At 65.2% G+C, this 15243-nt stretch carries 6 protein-coding genes; all 6 read right to left on the reverse strand.

Annotated elements, in window-relative coordinates; genetic code table 11:
• Window positions 1-38: 38 nt before the first annotated feature.
• The 6 genes from ACSFA5_RS14390 to ACSFA5_RS14415 all read right to left on the reverse strand — a co-directional run bounded on the left by ACSFA5_RS14390 (window position 39) and on the right by ACSFA5_RS14415 (window position 15164).
• Window positions 39-404 (reverse strand): immunity 8 family protein, encoded by a 366-nt coding sequence (locus tag ACSFA5_RS14390; RefSeq protein WP_435444708.1) that lies wholly within the window; start codon window positions 402-404, stop codon window positions 39-41.
• Complete coding sequence (locus tag ACSFA5_RS14395) at window positions 394-9606, reverse strand: hemagglutinin repeat-containing protein (RefSeq protein ID WP_435444709.1); 9213 nt, start codon at window positions 9604-9606, stop codon at window positions 394-396. The genes ACSFA5_RS14390 and ACSFA5_RS14395 overlap by 11 nt, the downstream gene beginning before the upstream one ends.
• An 18-nt stretch (window positions 9607-9624) precedes the next feature.
• On the reverse strand, window positions 9625-11391 hold the full coding sequence (locus ACSFA5_RS14400; protein WP_435444710.1) for a ShlB/FhaC/HecB family hemolysin secretion/activation protein: 1767 nt from the start codon (window positions 11389-11391) through the stop codon (window positions 9625-9627).
• Window positions 11392-11636: 245 nt separating this feature from the next.
• Complete coding sequence (gene fdhD, locus ACSFA5_RS14405; RefSeq protein ID WP_435444711.1) at window positions 11637-12509, reverse strand: formate dehydrogenase accessory sulfurtransferase FdhD; 873 nt, start codon at window positions 12507-12509, stop codon at window positions 11637-11639.
• Between the two features lie 19 nt (window positions 12510-12528).
• Window positions 12529-12819, reverse strand: a complete 291-nt coding sequence (locus ACSFA5_RS14410; RefSeq protein WP_435444712.1) for a hypothetical protein — start codon at window positions 12817-12819, stop codon at window positions 12529-12531.
• Window positions 12816-15164, reverse strand: coding sequence for an FdhF/YdeP family oxidoreductase (locus ACSFA5_RS14415; protein WP_435444713.1), 2349 nt, complete (start codon window positions 15162-15164; stop codon window positions 12816-12818). Before ACSFA5_RS14415 ends, ACSFA5_RS14410 begins: the two co-directional genes overlap by 4 nt.
• Window positions 15165-15243 lie beyond the last annotated feature (79 nt).

The following is a 15243-nucleotide window of genomic DNA, read 5'->3' on the forward strand; positions in this document are numbered from 1 at the left end:
GGGTGTCGAGCGCCATGAAGTACCTCTTTGACAACGACTCACATTTGATAATCTTCAAATTCCCAAAAAAATACTCTTGCAAGCTTGGCAGCGATTTCCACCCAATCTTTTCCTGTACATTGACCAACATGGGAGCAAATAAATTTCTCTATGCAGTTGTAATCATATTCAGGAACGATGAGTAAATGGCGACCCCATTTCGGTCCATAAAAATTTTCTACCATCCATTTCGGGGTGCATACAATCAACTCAAAATCATCCGCCCCTTCGGAATCAATGAGCCCTATCCTTATTCTCAATTGAATTGAAAAACTTCGACCATCGTCCGGCGAATATGAACGGAGATTAAACTCATCACAAAAAATGTCTTTTACGATTGCCTTCATTATTTTCCTATTTGACATTCAGATGTCCATTTCCCGTCTTCACTCGCTGTCCAGTGATCGGGTTAATTGCATAAGTTTCAAAATTTGCTTGTACACCGGTCGTTGCAAAAGATGAAGATTTTTGAGTAGGCGAACGATAGATTCGAGTTCCATCCGCACTCATCCAGCCAGAAGAATCACTCAATCTTTTCGCACCATCGCCGACCCAAGTTTTACCCAGTTGATCAGCTTCCGCTACTGATCCACTTCCAATATTGTAGTTTGGATTCGCTTTTCCGCTTCCATTAATAGTTGCGGCTAGTCTCGGATCAGACGCGGCTATGTTTTTGAGATTTTCAAGTTCGATCTGTTTTTTATAAGGCCCATAATTAGCGGTATTCGCTGGATTATTAGTGCCCTTCTTACCGTCATCTTGATTTTCGGATGAAAATGTCCAGTTACTTGGAAAATGCCCCGGCGACCCGACAATTACAGGCGCGATCACGCAACCTGCGGGCGTGCAGATCGGCATCGGCGTAACGACAGCACCCCCACCTCCAGCCGTGGGGCCTTTACCCCCAATATCGTCCGGCGGCAATTGTGGGTTAAACGATGAGACGGAGAGGGCAAAATCATCGGCTATGTTTGCTGCTACATTTGCAGCACCACGTCCCGCACTTTTCAATTCATTACGTATTCCGTAGCTCGCCACCGCGACGCTGTCAGAAGCCGCATTCCATGCGTCGTAATTAAACAACCCCGTCGCCTTCAAGTCGCGCTGTTCGTCTAAATACTGAGTGCCTCTGTTTTGCGATGACACTGCAGCTGAATATCTCAGATCGTTAGGATCAATTCCGTAAGCACAACGAGTCAACGCGCACGCGGCATCTTCCAAGCGTTGACGTTGATCGACGGTTTTCCCCTCTTGGAGTGTTGTGACTCGCCTCTTCTCAGCAGGAGTCGACTGCCTGTTGTTGATGTCGACGCCATAAGCAGTAGCCGCGCCGGCTACGCCTCCAAACATTCCGCCAACTGCCGCAGAAGTCGCGGCGCCGAGCGCCTGCGCAACTGGCACTGCCAGTCCCATCTCGTCAATGGCGTCGCCAATGCGTGGCATCAGTGCAGCACTCGCCCCAGCGCCCAATGCACCTGCCACACCACCACTCAATGCGCCAGCTGCAGCATGGGCGGCCGCTCTGTACTCACCGCCCTCCGCCCATTTCGCAGCTTCCACTGGGTCGCTGTTCTTCAACTCATCGTATTTCTTGTTGGCGTAAGTGCCGATTTCGCGCGCCGCGTTCTGATTGAACTGCTGCGTGATCTGCGCCTGCGCCTGCACGTTCTTGACGATGTCCTGGGTGTTCCAATCCTTGATCAAGGTGCCCGTGCTGCTGTTGTCCCCTGTTCGTACCGATTGATCACCCGCAATGCCCGAGATACCAGACTTCGTGACGCTGCTCTGGTTGTTGCCACTGAAACTGCCCACGCCCGCGCTGCCACCGGGCCGGCTGTTCGGCCCGGACCATGCGGCAGTCATCTCCTTGGCAGGTGCCGTTTCGGTCGCAGCTTTCGGTGCCGTGGTGTAACCCACGCTCACGCTCCCACTGACCGAATAACTGCTTCCGCTCGACTGGCTCACGTTCTGCAGGTCACTCATGGTGAGCGCACCACCCGTGTCGAAGCTGTTCTTGCCCCCGTCGATCGCAGCCTGCGTGCTCTCGATCACCGCTCCCTTCAGATCGGTATTGCCCGCGACCTTCACATCGAAGCCGCCGTCGCCGGCCTTGATGCTCGATTGCACGGCCGGACTGATGAAGACCCCGTCGGCCTTGGCGCCGGCAGCACTCGCACCCACTGTCGCAACCGCTCCGTAGCAGATGGGCGGAATGCACAAGCTCAGGTTCAGCCCCGAACTGCTCTGCCGCGACTCGCCCACGCTCACGTCCTGCAAGCTCTCGATGCTCAGGTTGCCGCCCACATCGGCTGTCACGCGGTTGGCCTCTACCGTGGCGCCCCTCAGCGTGAGGTCGCCGCCGCTGGAGATGTTCACGGCCTTGCCGCCGCTGACCTGCGTCGCGTTGTAGCTCAGGTCGTTCTGGTCGCTATGGCCCTTGCCGTTGCTCACACCCAGCTGAATGCTGAAGCCGTTCTGGGCACCGGCACCGAAGGTCACACCCACGTTGGCACCGTTGCTGGAATTCTTGCCGGTCGTCACGACGGAAGTGCGGCTGGCCTCCAGCGTGATGTCGTTGTCCGCCGCCAGATTGACCGTGTTGCCCGCTGCAATGGTCGATCCGATGGCGCGGATGTTGGAGGCCTTGTCCCCGCCGGTCGCCACGATGTTGACGTTGTTCGCACCCACCACGCTGGAACCCACCGCTTCGCTGCTGTTGGTGAGGCTGGTGCTTTCGCTCGAATTGCGGCTGACATTGACGCTCACGCCGTAGCTCAAGCCGCCACCGCTTGCGAGCGCACTGGCCGTGTCGTAGGCCTGCTTGCCACTCATCGCAAGATTGACGATGCCCAGCGCCTGCATGCGGCTGTCGCCGGTATTGCCCATGGCCTTGATGGTGCTGGACGCGCCCCTGAGCGTGTCGGTGCTGATGCCGCCGATGCTCGCGCTGCCGCCTACGATCGTGCTGGAGTTCTTGTCCACGCTGATCGACTGCGTGGTGTTGTAGGCCTCGTTGATGACGACGTTCTTCGCAAGAATGTTCACGTCGCCGCCCACCAGGGAACCTGCCTGGCCCGCGGCCATGATGCTGCTGGCGGTCTGGCGGTACTCGTTGCCCGCGATCAAGGTCACGTTGCCCTGCAAGCTGGCCACCTGGCTGGCCTGCTGGGTTGTGCGGGTGGTCGTCGTGGCTTGCGAACCCTTGATGTTCCCGATGGCCGGGTTGTACCAGGTGCCGACCATCCCCGACTTGCTGTTGCTGTTGTAGCTGCTCTCGATGCTCGTGTTCTGCGCACTCTCGATCGTGAGGTTGCGCCCCGCCAGCATGGTGATGTCGTTGTCCGCAACCACGGTAGCCGCTCGCAGCGTCGTGTCCCGTCCGCTCACGGTTTGCAGGCTGCCCGCCGAAATGCTGGTGCCGATGGCCGTGGTGGTGATGCTGGCCTCGGCACGGTTCGAGGCATTCTTGTTGCCCGCGCTGGCCACCGCCGTGGGATCGCCCGCAAAGGCGGTGGCCGCGGTGAGCTGACCGAAGACCGTGCCGCTGCGCTTGCTCTGCGACGCATGGAGTTCCTGGTTCGTGCGGTTCGCTGTCGTGAGGTTGATGTCACGCCCAGCCGACAGGCTCATGGCATCTTCGGAGCGAAGCTGCGCAGCCTGCAGGTTGATGTCGTTGCCCGCCACCAGTGCCATGCTCTTGCCGCTCAGGCTGCTGGACAGCACGTCGGTGGTGCTGGAGCTGTCCAGGGTGCTCGAACTGCTCTTCTTGAACGGGGTGCTGGACGACCGCCGCGATGCACCCGCCACGCTGCTCGTGGCCTGGCCGGCCGTGACGTTGATATCGTGCCCGGCCGTCGCAATCAACGCACCGTCCATGCTGGCGACCGCGCCGGCCCGGATGTTCAGATCGTTGCCGGCAGCCAGGCGCACGTTGTCCTGCCCCTGAATCACGGAGCCGACTTCACGGCGCTCCGAAGCGATGGCGGCAACGCCCTTGCCCGAACCCACGATGGTGTAGCCCTCGGAAACGGTTCCCAGGTTGATGTTTCGCCCGGCGCCGACGGCTGCAGCCCCCGCGCTCACCAGGGCGGCACCGACGATGTTGGCGTCCCGCCCGGCTGAGGCGATCAACGTGCCACCCGGGTTGGTCACATAGACGCCGGCCACGCGGTCGATGCCGGTCGTGTTGCCAGCGCTTTGCGTGGTGGTTCGAATGTTGATGTCGCGCCCGGCCGTCAGAACGGCGGCGTCCCGCGCGGTGATGCTGCCGCCGATGTTGTTCAGGTCGTTGCGGGCGTTGATGCCAATGCTGCCGCCTGCAATTCGCCCGCCCAGGTTGTCGACGTTCTCCGCGTTGATGGACACCAGCGAGCGGCCTGCGATGGTGCCCGTGTTGACCAGGTCTCCCGAACTTTTGATCACGGTTGCGTCGGCACTCAGCAGCGCGCCCGAGCCGTCGATATCCCCCGGGCGCACGCGCACATACACCTGCGGCACCAGCACGCGCTGTGTGCTCCCATCGGGAAGCGTCACGGTCTGCTCCACCAGCCACACGATGTCGCTGGTCAACTGTGCCATCTGCGCCGCGCTCAACGCAATGCCCGGCCGCAGCCCGTATTGCGCAGCGAAGGTCGACCCTGCGTTCATCAGCTCAAGGTACTGCGCATCGTCGTCGGAGAACCCGTCCAGGTAGCGATAGCCCGTCAGCTGCGCCACCTGCTCGCGAATGAGCTTTTGCTCGTAGAAGCCGTCGCCCAGGCGTTTGAGCGTGTTGTTCGGGTCCAGTCCCATCCGGTTCAGCAGATAGTCGCTGCTCAGCCAGGCGCGGTAGTTCGCAAAACGCGGGTCGGTCTCGATCAGGTAGCCGGAGCCACCTGCGCGAAGGCCGAACAGGCTGGCGTTCGGAATGCGGATGTTGGGCATGCTCGTGCGCACCACCATGGGCACCGTCTGGCTGGCGCCCGGTCCGCCCGCACTGCCCGCTGTCGCCAGGGCCGATCCGGTCTTGGCCGGCACCTCCACGATGGTCCCCGGGCCGCCGCTCACGCCGCCCGTGCCACCCGCGCCGCCAGCGGCGCCTGTTGCCGCGCTGCCCGCGTTGTAGCCGTTGGTGGCATTGATGTTCGGCTGATACTTGTAGGCGCCGAGGTTGAGCGTGACGGGCGCCGCGTCGAGCGGAACGTTCGTCAGCCCGGCTTCGTTCCTTTGGTTGACCACGGAGGCAATGCCCTTCACCGTGCGCTGGCCGGTCATCTGCTCGGCCACGTAGTCGGTCGCGGTGATGGTTCCACCGGCGAGCACCTGGCTGTCCTGGTTGTACAGGCGCCCGTTGACGCGCATGTCACCGCCGGCGACGAGGTGCGCCGGGTCGATGTGGGTCGCCGTGTCCTCGCTCGTGGTGAGAATGTTGGTCCACACGCCGTAGCCGCCGGTGCCGATGAGTTCCTCGCCACCGCCGTTGGGCTTGAGCAGGTACATCGACCCGGTGGCCGGATCGAGGCGGACCTGCTCCAACGGATAGATTTTATTGACGCCATTGCCCACCGCGGTGGCCGGCGCGGCCCCCACTGCAAGGCCTGGCGTCACCGTGGGCGCGCCCTTCTGAATATGGATGTCCCGGTTGTTAACCTGGCCCATCGAAATGGTCATGCCGCCCAGCGACTCGATGTCCGCGCTCAGGTTGTCCAGAACGCTGCCGCTGGTCGTGGCCTCGCGGTTCCCGTCGAGCCTGCCGCCGATCTTCATGGCGTTGGCGCCCGTGCCGCCGCTGAAGATCAACGCATGCTCGCGGTTGCTGACGGTGTCGGCGCCGATGTTCAGCGTTTCGCGCGCCGCGATGGTTGCGGCCTTGGTCACGCCGCCGACGGTCTCGGCGTAGTTGTCGAGCGTGCCCGCCGCCACGGAAACGGCGTTGCCGTAGATGCGTCCCGTGCCCACGTTGTTCAACGTGCCCGCGTTGATCTGCGTCGCCCCGGCGCTGTCGATCAACCCGCGGTTGGTCAGCGTTGCGCCGGCATTGACGATGGTGTTCCTGCCGGACATTTCCGCACCGGCGGTGTTGTCGACACTGCTGCCCCCCACCGTGAGCGTCTGCCCCGCCAACAGCTTTGCGTTGTTCGTGAACTTGCCGGTGGTGGTGTAGGTCAGGTTGCCGTTGACGCTGACCTGTCCGTTGTGGGTGACGTCCTGCACGAGCGCAATGCCCAGGTCGTTGGCCGAGATCACCTGACCATCGCCGCTGAACGACTTCGCTCCCAGAAATACGCCGCCCACGCCGCTGTTCATCTTTCCGTCGGCGCCGAGCGCGGCGGGCTGCCCGCCCATGAGCACGCCATTGGTGTTGACGATGGACAAGGTCCTGGCGGCAGGGTCGGCTGCGTTCGGATCCTTGATGGAAAGCGTCTCCACCGCGGAGATCCGCCCCCCGGTGTTGTTCACTTCCACGCTGCCGGTGACAACGACGTTCTTGCCCTCGATGCCTTGTTCGGCACTTGGCGTGTTCGTGTTGACGACGCTGCCGGCCTTGAGCGTGGCCGTGGCGGTCGAACGGATCAATCCGCCGTTGTTGCCGATCGTCCCGCCCCCGGCATCGAGGCCGAGGTCAGAGGCGGCCAGCGTCTGGCCGCCGGCGTTGTCGTAGCCGGCGCCGTTGGTCTTGACGTTCACCGTGGCCTGGCCGAGCACCACGCCCTTGCCGGTGTTGGTGAAGGCCAGCGTGTCGGCCGTCAATGCATCCTTCGAACCGATGGCGCCTGCCGTGTTGTTCAGCGCCCCCGTCTTCAGCGTGAGCGTGCCTGCGCTCACGATGCCACCCGCCAGGTCTTGCGGTTGGTTGCGGAAGTCGGCCGCGTTGGTGTTGGCCAGCGTTTGCCGGTTCGTGTCGATCAGCAATGCGCCGTCCGACTGGATCAAGCCCGCGTCGTTGTTCAGCGCACCCGAGCGCAGCGTGACCGCGCCCGTCGCCGTCATCGTGCCCTTGGCGCCGTTGTCCAACGCGCCGCCACGGGTGTCGACCGACAGCGAAGTGCCGGCGATCTTGCCACCGCGATTGCTCAGCGAGCCGGCGCCGATGGTGATCTGCCTGGCGTTGGTCCGGCCGCCGTCTTGCTGGAAGCTGCTGCTCATATCGACGACCAGCGCGCCATTGCCAGTAATTTCGCCGCCTGCTGCGCTGTAGCTGCCGCCCTCGATGCGCAGGGTGCCCGCACCGGCATGCTCGATCTTGCCCGCGGCATTGCCGAACGCAGCCGCGCGCAGGCTCAGGTCCTGGCTGTTGCTGGCAATGCGCCCGCCGTCGTTGTTCAGCGTGCCGGAGACAGCCACGGTGGTTGCGGCGGTGCCGGTCTGCACGATCTCGCCAAGCTTGGTGTTGGCGATGTTCGATACCTTCAGGTTCAACCGGTCGGCATTGAGCTTGCCGCCCTCGTTCACCAGCGTTTGACCGGCCTGTGCATTGGCAAGAATGCTCAACGTGCCTGGCGTCGCGATCGTCGCCTTGCCGGTCTTTACATCGCCTTGCGTCGAGGTGACGGCGATGTTCGCCGCGCTCGTCTGCTTGCCAGAGAGGTCGACGCTTGCGCCTTGCAGCATCGCATTGCCTGCGGCGAGGTTCGTGCCGTTGGCGACCAGCGCACCGGTGCTGGTCACGCGCAGATCGCCCGCGGCGCCCAGCTTGCCGTCGTTCTGCACGCCGGCGCCGAGCAGACTGGCACTGCCGGAGGCCACCTTGCCGGCGTCGATCGCGGTGTGGCGACCGGCAGTGATGCTGCCTTCGTTGACCAGCGCGCCATCGACAACGAGCGTCGTGTCGTTCACCCCGCGCATCGCTCCGCTGGTGTTCAGCGCTTGCGCCTTCACGTAGAGGTCGGTCCCGGCGCTGACGGTGCCGGCGGTGTTGTCGACGGCCTTCGTCACCTGGGCCGTCAAGCGACCCATGGCGGCGAGGGTGCCGCGTGTGTTGTCGATTCGGCCTCCCACCACGAGGTGGGCATCGCTGCCGCTGATGAGCGTGCCGTCCACATTGAGCAGGTCGCCGCTCGCAGTGATGTTCACGCTGCCCGCGTTCAGTTTGCCGCCCGTGTTGTCGAACTGGCCCACATTCGCACCGAAGCTTTGACTGACGTTGAGCGTTCCGCCCGCGTTGCTGAAGCGTGCGCCGGTCACGGCCATGGTGGCCACGTTGAGCGTGCCGCCCGCGTTGTCGATCTGCGGGGTCTTGAGCGTGATGGGGCCGCCCGCGTAGATGCGGCCGCCGTCGTTCCGGATCGTGCCGGCAGCGGTGATGGCGCCGGGAGCCAGCGGGGCGTACGACGAGCTGCCGGGCAAGGTGCCGCCGGTCGAGGCGGTTGCAGTCGAGGTGGCCAGGCTGGAAGGCGCATTGCCCGCACTTGCCGCACTTGCTACGCCACTTGCCCCATCGCCCGGCGCCGCAGGCTCCGCGCCGATCACGCCGCCCCGCGTATTGCTCAGCACCGGCGAATCGATCGTGAGCGCGGCCATGCTCGTCTGGCGAATCGTCCCCCCACGGTTGTCGATGTCGCCGCTGCTCGCGAGTTCGACCCGCTGCCCCTCGAGCGTCCCTGTGTTCTCCAGCCGGCCCTGCGCGGTCACGACGAGACCGCCCGCACCCGCGCCGAGGCTGCCCGCATTGCGCACGCCCAGCCCGGCTTCGGTGCCGACGAGCGTGATCTTTTGCGCATACATACCACCCAGCGCGGCCACGTCGAGCGCATACGTCGGCACAGCACCGGTGCCGGCCACCGGCGTGACCTGCCCCGAATCCGACCACACCTGGTTGGCACCGGCCACCACCTTCAGCTCGCTCGCCCAGATGCCCGCGTTGACCTGCACGGCGCGCGCCAGGATGGCCGCGTAGTCGGCCTTGCCGAAGTCGAGCCCTGCGCCTTCGATGCTGACGGTGCCCCCGCGCACCACAAAGCTGTCGAGCCCGCCCATCGCGTTGAACTGCGGCACGCCCGTGGTCAGCGTGGCGCGGCTCGCGTTGATGAAGCCACCGCCGTCCACGCTGATGCCGGCCGGGTTCGCGATGATCACTTCAGCGCGCTGGCCGCCGACCTCGACATACCCCCGCAGTTGCGTCGGGCTGCCGCTGTTGATTTCGTTCAGGATGACGCGCGCCGGTCCCCTGGCCAACCAGGCGTTGCCTTGAACGAACCCGCCGAGCTGCGTCTGCACGTTCACGCGGCTGTTGTTCAGGATGGCGCCGTTGCGCATCACGTCGAACTGCTGGTAGACATTGCGGCTCACGCCTGCGGCCGAGGGCGTCTGGATGTTGACGAGCGGCACGCCGTTGGGCGCCACCAGCACCGTCGGGCGCAGGGGGCCTGGCACCGGGGGGCCGGAGACGATCTGGGCTTGGCCGGGCAACGCGACCAGCACACCGAAGAGCGCGGCCGAGGCCGCAGTCGTCGCCTTGCCGGTGGCTTTGGGGGTGCCTTTGGAAGTGCCTTTCGACGCCCCTTTGCCAGTGCTGGTCGCGGTTTCCTGAACCACCATGCGCACGCCGCGCGCGGCATTGAAGATGATCCGGTGAAGGTGCTTGTTCATTGTGTTTTCTCCCTGCGCTCAGAAACTGAAATTGAGGTTGAACCCCGTCGTGACCCTGGCCGTGCGATAGCCCTCGGGCTTGCTGATGGGGGCCCCGACGAAGACGTCGCAGTTCAGGCCTTTCCAGGTCCCGCGCACGCCGATCACGCCGCCCGCCAGGTCGTTGCCCAGCAGCGCCCGCGCCGACGGGCCGCTCACATGGCCGTAGTCGATGCCGACATAGGCTTCGGCGCCGCTCTGCCCGACAGCCCAGCCGATGTCGTTGCGCAGGAACCAGCCGCGCTCGCCGAGCAGGCTGGTCTCGCCGTCGAACCCGCGCACGGTGTAGCGCCCGCCGATGCCGAAGCGGTCTTGCGGCGTGAGCGGGGTCTGGTTCCACTGCACGCGCCATTGGCCGGCATACCGCAACTTCTGCGCGCCGAGCTTGAAAGGCGCGTTGAGGCTTGCGTCGAGCGTCACCAGCCGCATGCGGCTGGTGCCTTCGTCGAAGGCCTCCTCAGGTGCGCGCTTCGCACCGAAGGCGCCAGTGCCCTGACGCAAGGCGAAGGTGCCGTCCAGCGTGGCCTCGCCCATGAATTCCTTGTGGCTCAGGCTGGCCTCCCAGGCGCCCACGACGCGGTGCTGGTTCCCGATCTGGGTGTCGTCGACAAAGCTGCGCGATTCGCGGCGCAAGGTGCGAACGGCAAAGGTGGTCTTGCGGCGCTGGTCCCAGTAGACAAGGCGCGAGAGCTTGAGCTCGGCGCTGTGGGTCTTGCCGGCGTAGACGTAGTCCTGATTCAAGCCCGCCACGGTCTGGCTGTACTGGCTGTTCGACGCGCTGAAACCCAGCAGCCAGTAGCCCCAGGGCAGCGAGTAGTGAACGGTCTGCCCCTCGGTGCCTCGGCGCGGATTGCCCAGCACATGTCCGTCGATGCTGTGGCTGCCATTGACGTAGAAAAGGTCGTTGAGGCCGAAGAGGTTGTCGACCGAGACGGTGGCGCCGGACTGGTACCGGCCGGTGGCTTCGGTGCCGCTGTCGTCCGCGCTCAGCGTGCCGCGCAGCATGCGGGCCTGCACGTACTTGACAACGAGGTCGCTGTCGCCGGGGCGGGCGTTGGACGCCGCGGACGGCTCGATCTGGATGTCGGCTTCGGCGGTGGGCGCGCGCTTGAGGTTCTCAAGGCCCTGTTCGATGTCCCGCAGGTTGAGCAGGTCGCCGGGGCGGGTGGGAATCGCGCCCAGAAGCAACAGGCGATTGCCGCCGAAGCGGTTGCTCGAATCGGGCGTTGCACGAATGGCGGCGATGCGCCCGGGAACGAGCGTGAAGGTCAGCGTGCCGGTGGCCAGGTCCTGGGATGCAGCCAGCACACGGGTGGTGACGAAGCCCCTGGCAATGACGGCCTGCTGCAGGCGCGCTATGACGATGTTGACGCCCTGGCTACCCAGGCAACGACCTGACGGGTTGTCGTTCGCCTCGGGGCCGGCGGCGGCGTCCAGCGCCCACTGGAAATCTTCAGAACGCTCACCTGAAAGTACGACACGATCAATGCGAAAGCATGGCGACTCGGTGTCGGACAGACGAGCCGCATCGGCCATCGGCGCGTCCGGCAGGCGGGCGTCGACCGACTTCTGCTGCTGCTCGCGCAAGGCGCGTTCGCGCTCCTGCTGGCGCAATTGCTCGACGAAGGAATCGGGAGACGAAGGGTTGGCCTGCGCGAGGGCGCCGGACGATGCGCCCAGCAGCAGGCAGACAACAGGCGCGGCGCGCAGCAGTTGCGGCGCGCGAAAGCGTAAACACAGGGGCATGAAAATCCGGCATTGCGCGGCGCGGAATACGCTGCGGGGCGCGGATCTTCATGCGGCGTTGGGCTGCACATATGTGGCCAAACGTGACCTGGAGAATTCTCAGGCGTTCCGTTAACTATGCAACGTCGTTGCATGAGCGAGCGCAAACAGGATTAACAAAACGACTGTGTTTTGTTATCAGTTTGCACAACTGATCGTTCATGGTCGACCCCACGCGCACTGCGCTTCGCCGCAGCTCGCGACACTCAAATGCCGCTGCGTTGCCCGTCTGCATAGAGCACCCCACGCGGCGCGCGGCACAGCCCCCAGAACCGCAGCCCGCTGAGCTCGGCCATGCGCACGCCCATCGAGGTCGGCGCGGAAATGGTGGCCATCGCCGCAATGCCCAGGCGCGCGCACTTGCGCACCAGCTCGTGGCTGCCGCGGCTGGACATCAGCACGAAGCCCGGTTCTTCAAGCCGGCCCGCCAGCGCAAGCTTGCCGAGCAGTTTGTCGAGCGCGTTGTGGCGTCCGACGTCCTCCATGAGATCAGTGAGCTCGCCGTCGACCGTGGCCCATGCGGCCGCGTGGATGGCGCCCGCCTCGGCGTTGAGCACCTGGCCCGGCGGCATGGCGGCGAAGGCGCGCAGCACGGTGGCCAGGTCGATGCGCTCGATCCACGCGCGTGGCGGTACGCGCTGCGGCGTGAGGTCGAGCCCCGCGAAGCTTTCGACGCCGCACACGCCGCAACCGGTGCGGCCGGCGAGGCTGCGGCGGCGGTCTTTCAGCCGCTCGAAGCTGCGAGTGGAAATATCGAGCTGCACCTCGATGCCGGGCATGCCTTCGGGCAGGCCGGCGTCGGAGGCATCGACCACCTGCACATCGATGCCGCGGCAATCGGCGGCGGTGTCGAGAATGCCTTCGCTCAGCGAGAAGCCCAGTGCGAAGGCCTCCAGGTCTTGCGGCGTGGCCATCATCACCGCGTGCGACACGCCGTTGAACACCAGCGCCACCGGCACCTCGGCCGCCAGCGTGTCGTCGCGCACCACGCCTTGGGGCAAGAGACCGCGCTCGCCGAAGACGTGCACGGCATGCCGCACGAGCGACGGCAGGGAGTCTGTTTCGTTGGTGTCTGTCATGGCCGCGGCCATTGTCTGCTCAGCCGGGGTTTTCCTCAGCCGGCAGGCTGTCGACCAGGGCGCGCCCGGCATCGGTGAGGTGCGCGACCCAGCGGTCGTCGAGTTGCACCACGCGCACCCAGCCGGGCCCGCGCACGCCGCCGATGGCCGCGTCGCCCATCAGCGTGAGCTGGCGCATCACCACGCTCGCGCCCTGACCCAGCCGCTTGCCCAGGCGCGGCAGCGACATGCCGCCCTCGCCCGGCGCCTCGGCCAGCGCGCGCAGGATGGCGACGGCAAAGGCATCGACGTCGAAGGCTGCAGCGGTCATGCCGCCACGGTATCGGTATCGGCGTCGGCAGGCGCGGGTGCCCCATGCAGCGACAGCACCACGGGAATGGATTTGGAGGTCGGCGTGCCCGCGTTCTCGGCCACCGACGACAGCGGCACCAGCGGATTGGTCTCGGGGTAATACGCCGCGAGGTTGCCGCGCGGGATGTCGTAGGCCACCAGCTTGAAGCGGTCGGCCCGGCGCTCCTGGCCGTCGCTCCACACGGTCTGGATGTCGACCCAGTCGCCGTCCTTCATGCCCAGCTGGCGGATGTCTTCCTTGTGGATGAACACCACGCGGCGCTGGCCGAACACGCCGCGGTAGCGGTCGTCCATGCCGTAGATGGTGGTGTTGTACTGGTCGTGCGAGCGCGTGGTCAGCAGCGTGAAGACGATGGTGTCGCCCTTCTTCGCGAAGCGCGCGCGGGCGCGGTGCGCGTGCGTGTCCAGCGGCACGGCGTGGGTGAAGAACACGGCCTTCCTGGACTCGGTGTTCCACACGCGCTCGCTCGCCGTGTTGCGCAGGCGAAAGCCCCCGGGGTGCGCCACGCGGGCGTTGAAGTCCTTGAAGTCGTCGAACACGGCTTCGATCTTGTCGCGGATGCGCGCGTAGTCCTCTACGAGCCAGAGCCACGGCGTCCTGCTGCGCGCGCCGATGGTGGCCTCGGCCAGCCGCGCCACGATGGCCGGCTCGGACAGCAGCTGCTCCGACGCGGGCGGGTTGATGCCCATCGAGATGTGCACCATGCTCATCGAATCTTCCACCGTCACGCCCTGCGGACCGGCGACCTGCATGTCGATTTCGGTGCGGCCCAGGCACGGAAGAATGAGGGCCTCGCGCCCGTGGATCACGTGGCTGCGGTTGAGCTTGGTGGTCACGTGCACCGTGAGGTCGCACTTCTGCAGGCCCTTCCAGGTCTGGTAGGTGTCGGGCGTGGCGGCCGCGAAGTTGCCGCCGAGCGCGAAGAACACCTTGCCCTTGCCGTCCAGCATGAGCCGGATGGCCTCGACCGTGTCCACGCCGTTCTCGCGCGGCGGCTCGAAGCCGAACACCTGCTGCAGCCGGTCGAGCAGCGCAGCAGGCGGCTTTTCCCAGATGCCCATGGTGCGGTCGCCCTGCACGTTGCTGTGCCCGCGCACCGGGCAGGCGCCCGCGCCTTCGCGGCCCATGTGGCCGCACAGCATGAGCCAGTTGCCGATCATCTGGATGGTGGCCACCGAGTGCTGGTGCTGCGTGATGCCCATGCCCCAGCAGGCGATGACCCGCTCGGCGCCCAGGTACACGTCGGCCGCCGCGCGCATCTGTTCCTCGCTCAGGCCCGACTCCTGCACCAGGATGCCCCACGACTCGGCGCGCAGGTCGTCGGCCAGTGCCTCGAAGCCGGTGGTGTGGGTGGCGATGAATTCATGGTCGAGCACCGAGGGCTCGCCGCGCGCCACGGCCGCGTCCTCGCGCTCGATGACGTGCTTCATCATCCCCTTGAGGGCCGAGAAGTCGCCGCCCACGCGCAGCTGGAAGTAGTGCGTGCTGATGGGCGTGGAGCCCATGGTGGCCATCTCGAGCTTGTCCTGCGGGTCGGCGAAGCGCTCCAGGCCGCGCTCGCGCAGCGGGTTGAAGCTCACGATGCGCGCCCCGCGCTTCGACGCCGCGCGCAGCTCGCCGAGCATGCGCGGATGGTTGGTGCCGGGGTTCTGGCCGAAGATGAAGATGGCGTCGGCCTTCTCGAAGTCTTCGAGCGTGACCGTGCCCTTGCCCACGCCGATCTGCGGGCGCATGCCGCTGCCGCTGGGCTCGTGGCACATGTTCGAGCAGTCGGGGAAGTTGTTGGTGCCGTACTCGCGCACGAACAGCTGGTACAAGAAGGCCGCCTCGTTGCTCGCGCGACCCGAGGTGTAGAAGATGGCCTGGTTCGGATCGGGCAGCGCGTTCAGGTGCCGGGCTATGCGCGCGAAGGCGTCGTCCCATTCGATGGGCACGTACTTGTCGCTGGCCGCGTCGTAGGCCATGGGGTGCGTGAGGCGGCCCTGGTCTTCGAGCCAGAAGTCGCTCTGCCCGGCCAACTGGGCCACGGTGTGCTTGGCGAAAAGCTCCGGGCCGGCGCGGCGCGCGGTGGCTTCGGCGGCCACGGCCTTCACGCCGTTCTCGCAGAACTCGAAGGTCGAGGCATGGTTGCGGTCGGGCCAGGCGCAGCCGGGGCAGTCGAAACCGTCGGGCTGGTTGGCCGACAGCAGCGTCTTGGCGCCCTTGATGGGAATGTCCTGGCGCAGCAGCGCGTTGGTGACGCTGCGCAACGCGCCCCAGCCGCCGGCGGGACCCTTGTAAAACTCGATCTTCTGCTCGCTCATGGCAGGAGTGTTCGCCCCTCGGGTGTCGCCGTCAAATTGGATTGGCACATGCGGCGATTCAAAACGGAAATGACCCCCC

Origin of the sequence: Variovorax monticola (genome assembly GCF_051216855.1) — a bacterium.
Classification (GTDB): domain Bacteria; phylum Pseudomonadota; class Gammaproteobacteria; order Burkholderiales; family Burkholderiaceae_C; genus Variovorax.

Bases quoted from the DNA above. Each gene is read 5' to 3' on its own strand.
- ACSFA5_RS14390 (WP_435444708.1), bottom strand. From the start codon at position 404: ATGTCAAATAGGAAAATAATGAAGGCAATCGTAAAAGACATTTTTTGT.
- ACSFA5_RS14395 (WP_435444709.1), bottom strand. From the start codon at position 9,606: ATGAACAAGCACCTTCACCGGATCATCTTCAATGCCGCGCGCGGCGTG.
- ACSFA5_RS14400 (WP_435444710.1), bottom strand. From the start codon at position 11,391: ATGCCCCTGTGTTTACGCTTTCGCGCGCCGCAACTGCTGCGCGCCGCG.
- fdhD (WP_435444711.1), bottom strand. From the start codon at position 12,509: ATGACAGACACCAACGAAACAGACTCCCTGCCGTCGCTCGTGCGGCAT.
- ACSFA5_RS14410 (WP_435444712.1), bottom strand. From the start codon at position 12,819: ATGACCGCTGCAGCCTTCGACGTCGATGCCTTTGCCGTCGCCATCCTG.
- ACSFA5_RS14415 (WP_435444713.1), bottom strand. From the start codon at position 15,164: ATGAGCGAGCAGAAGATCGAGTTTTACAAGGGTCCCGCCGGCGGCTGG.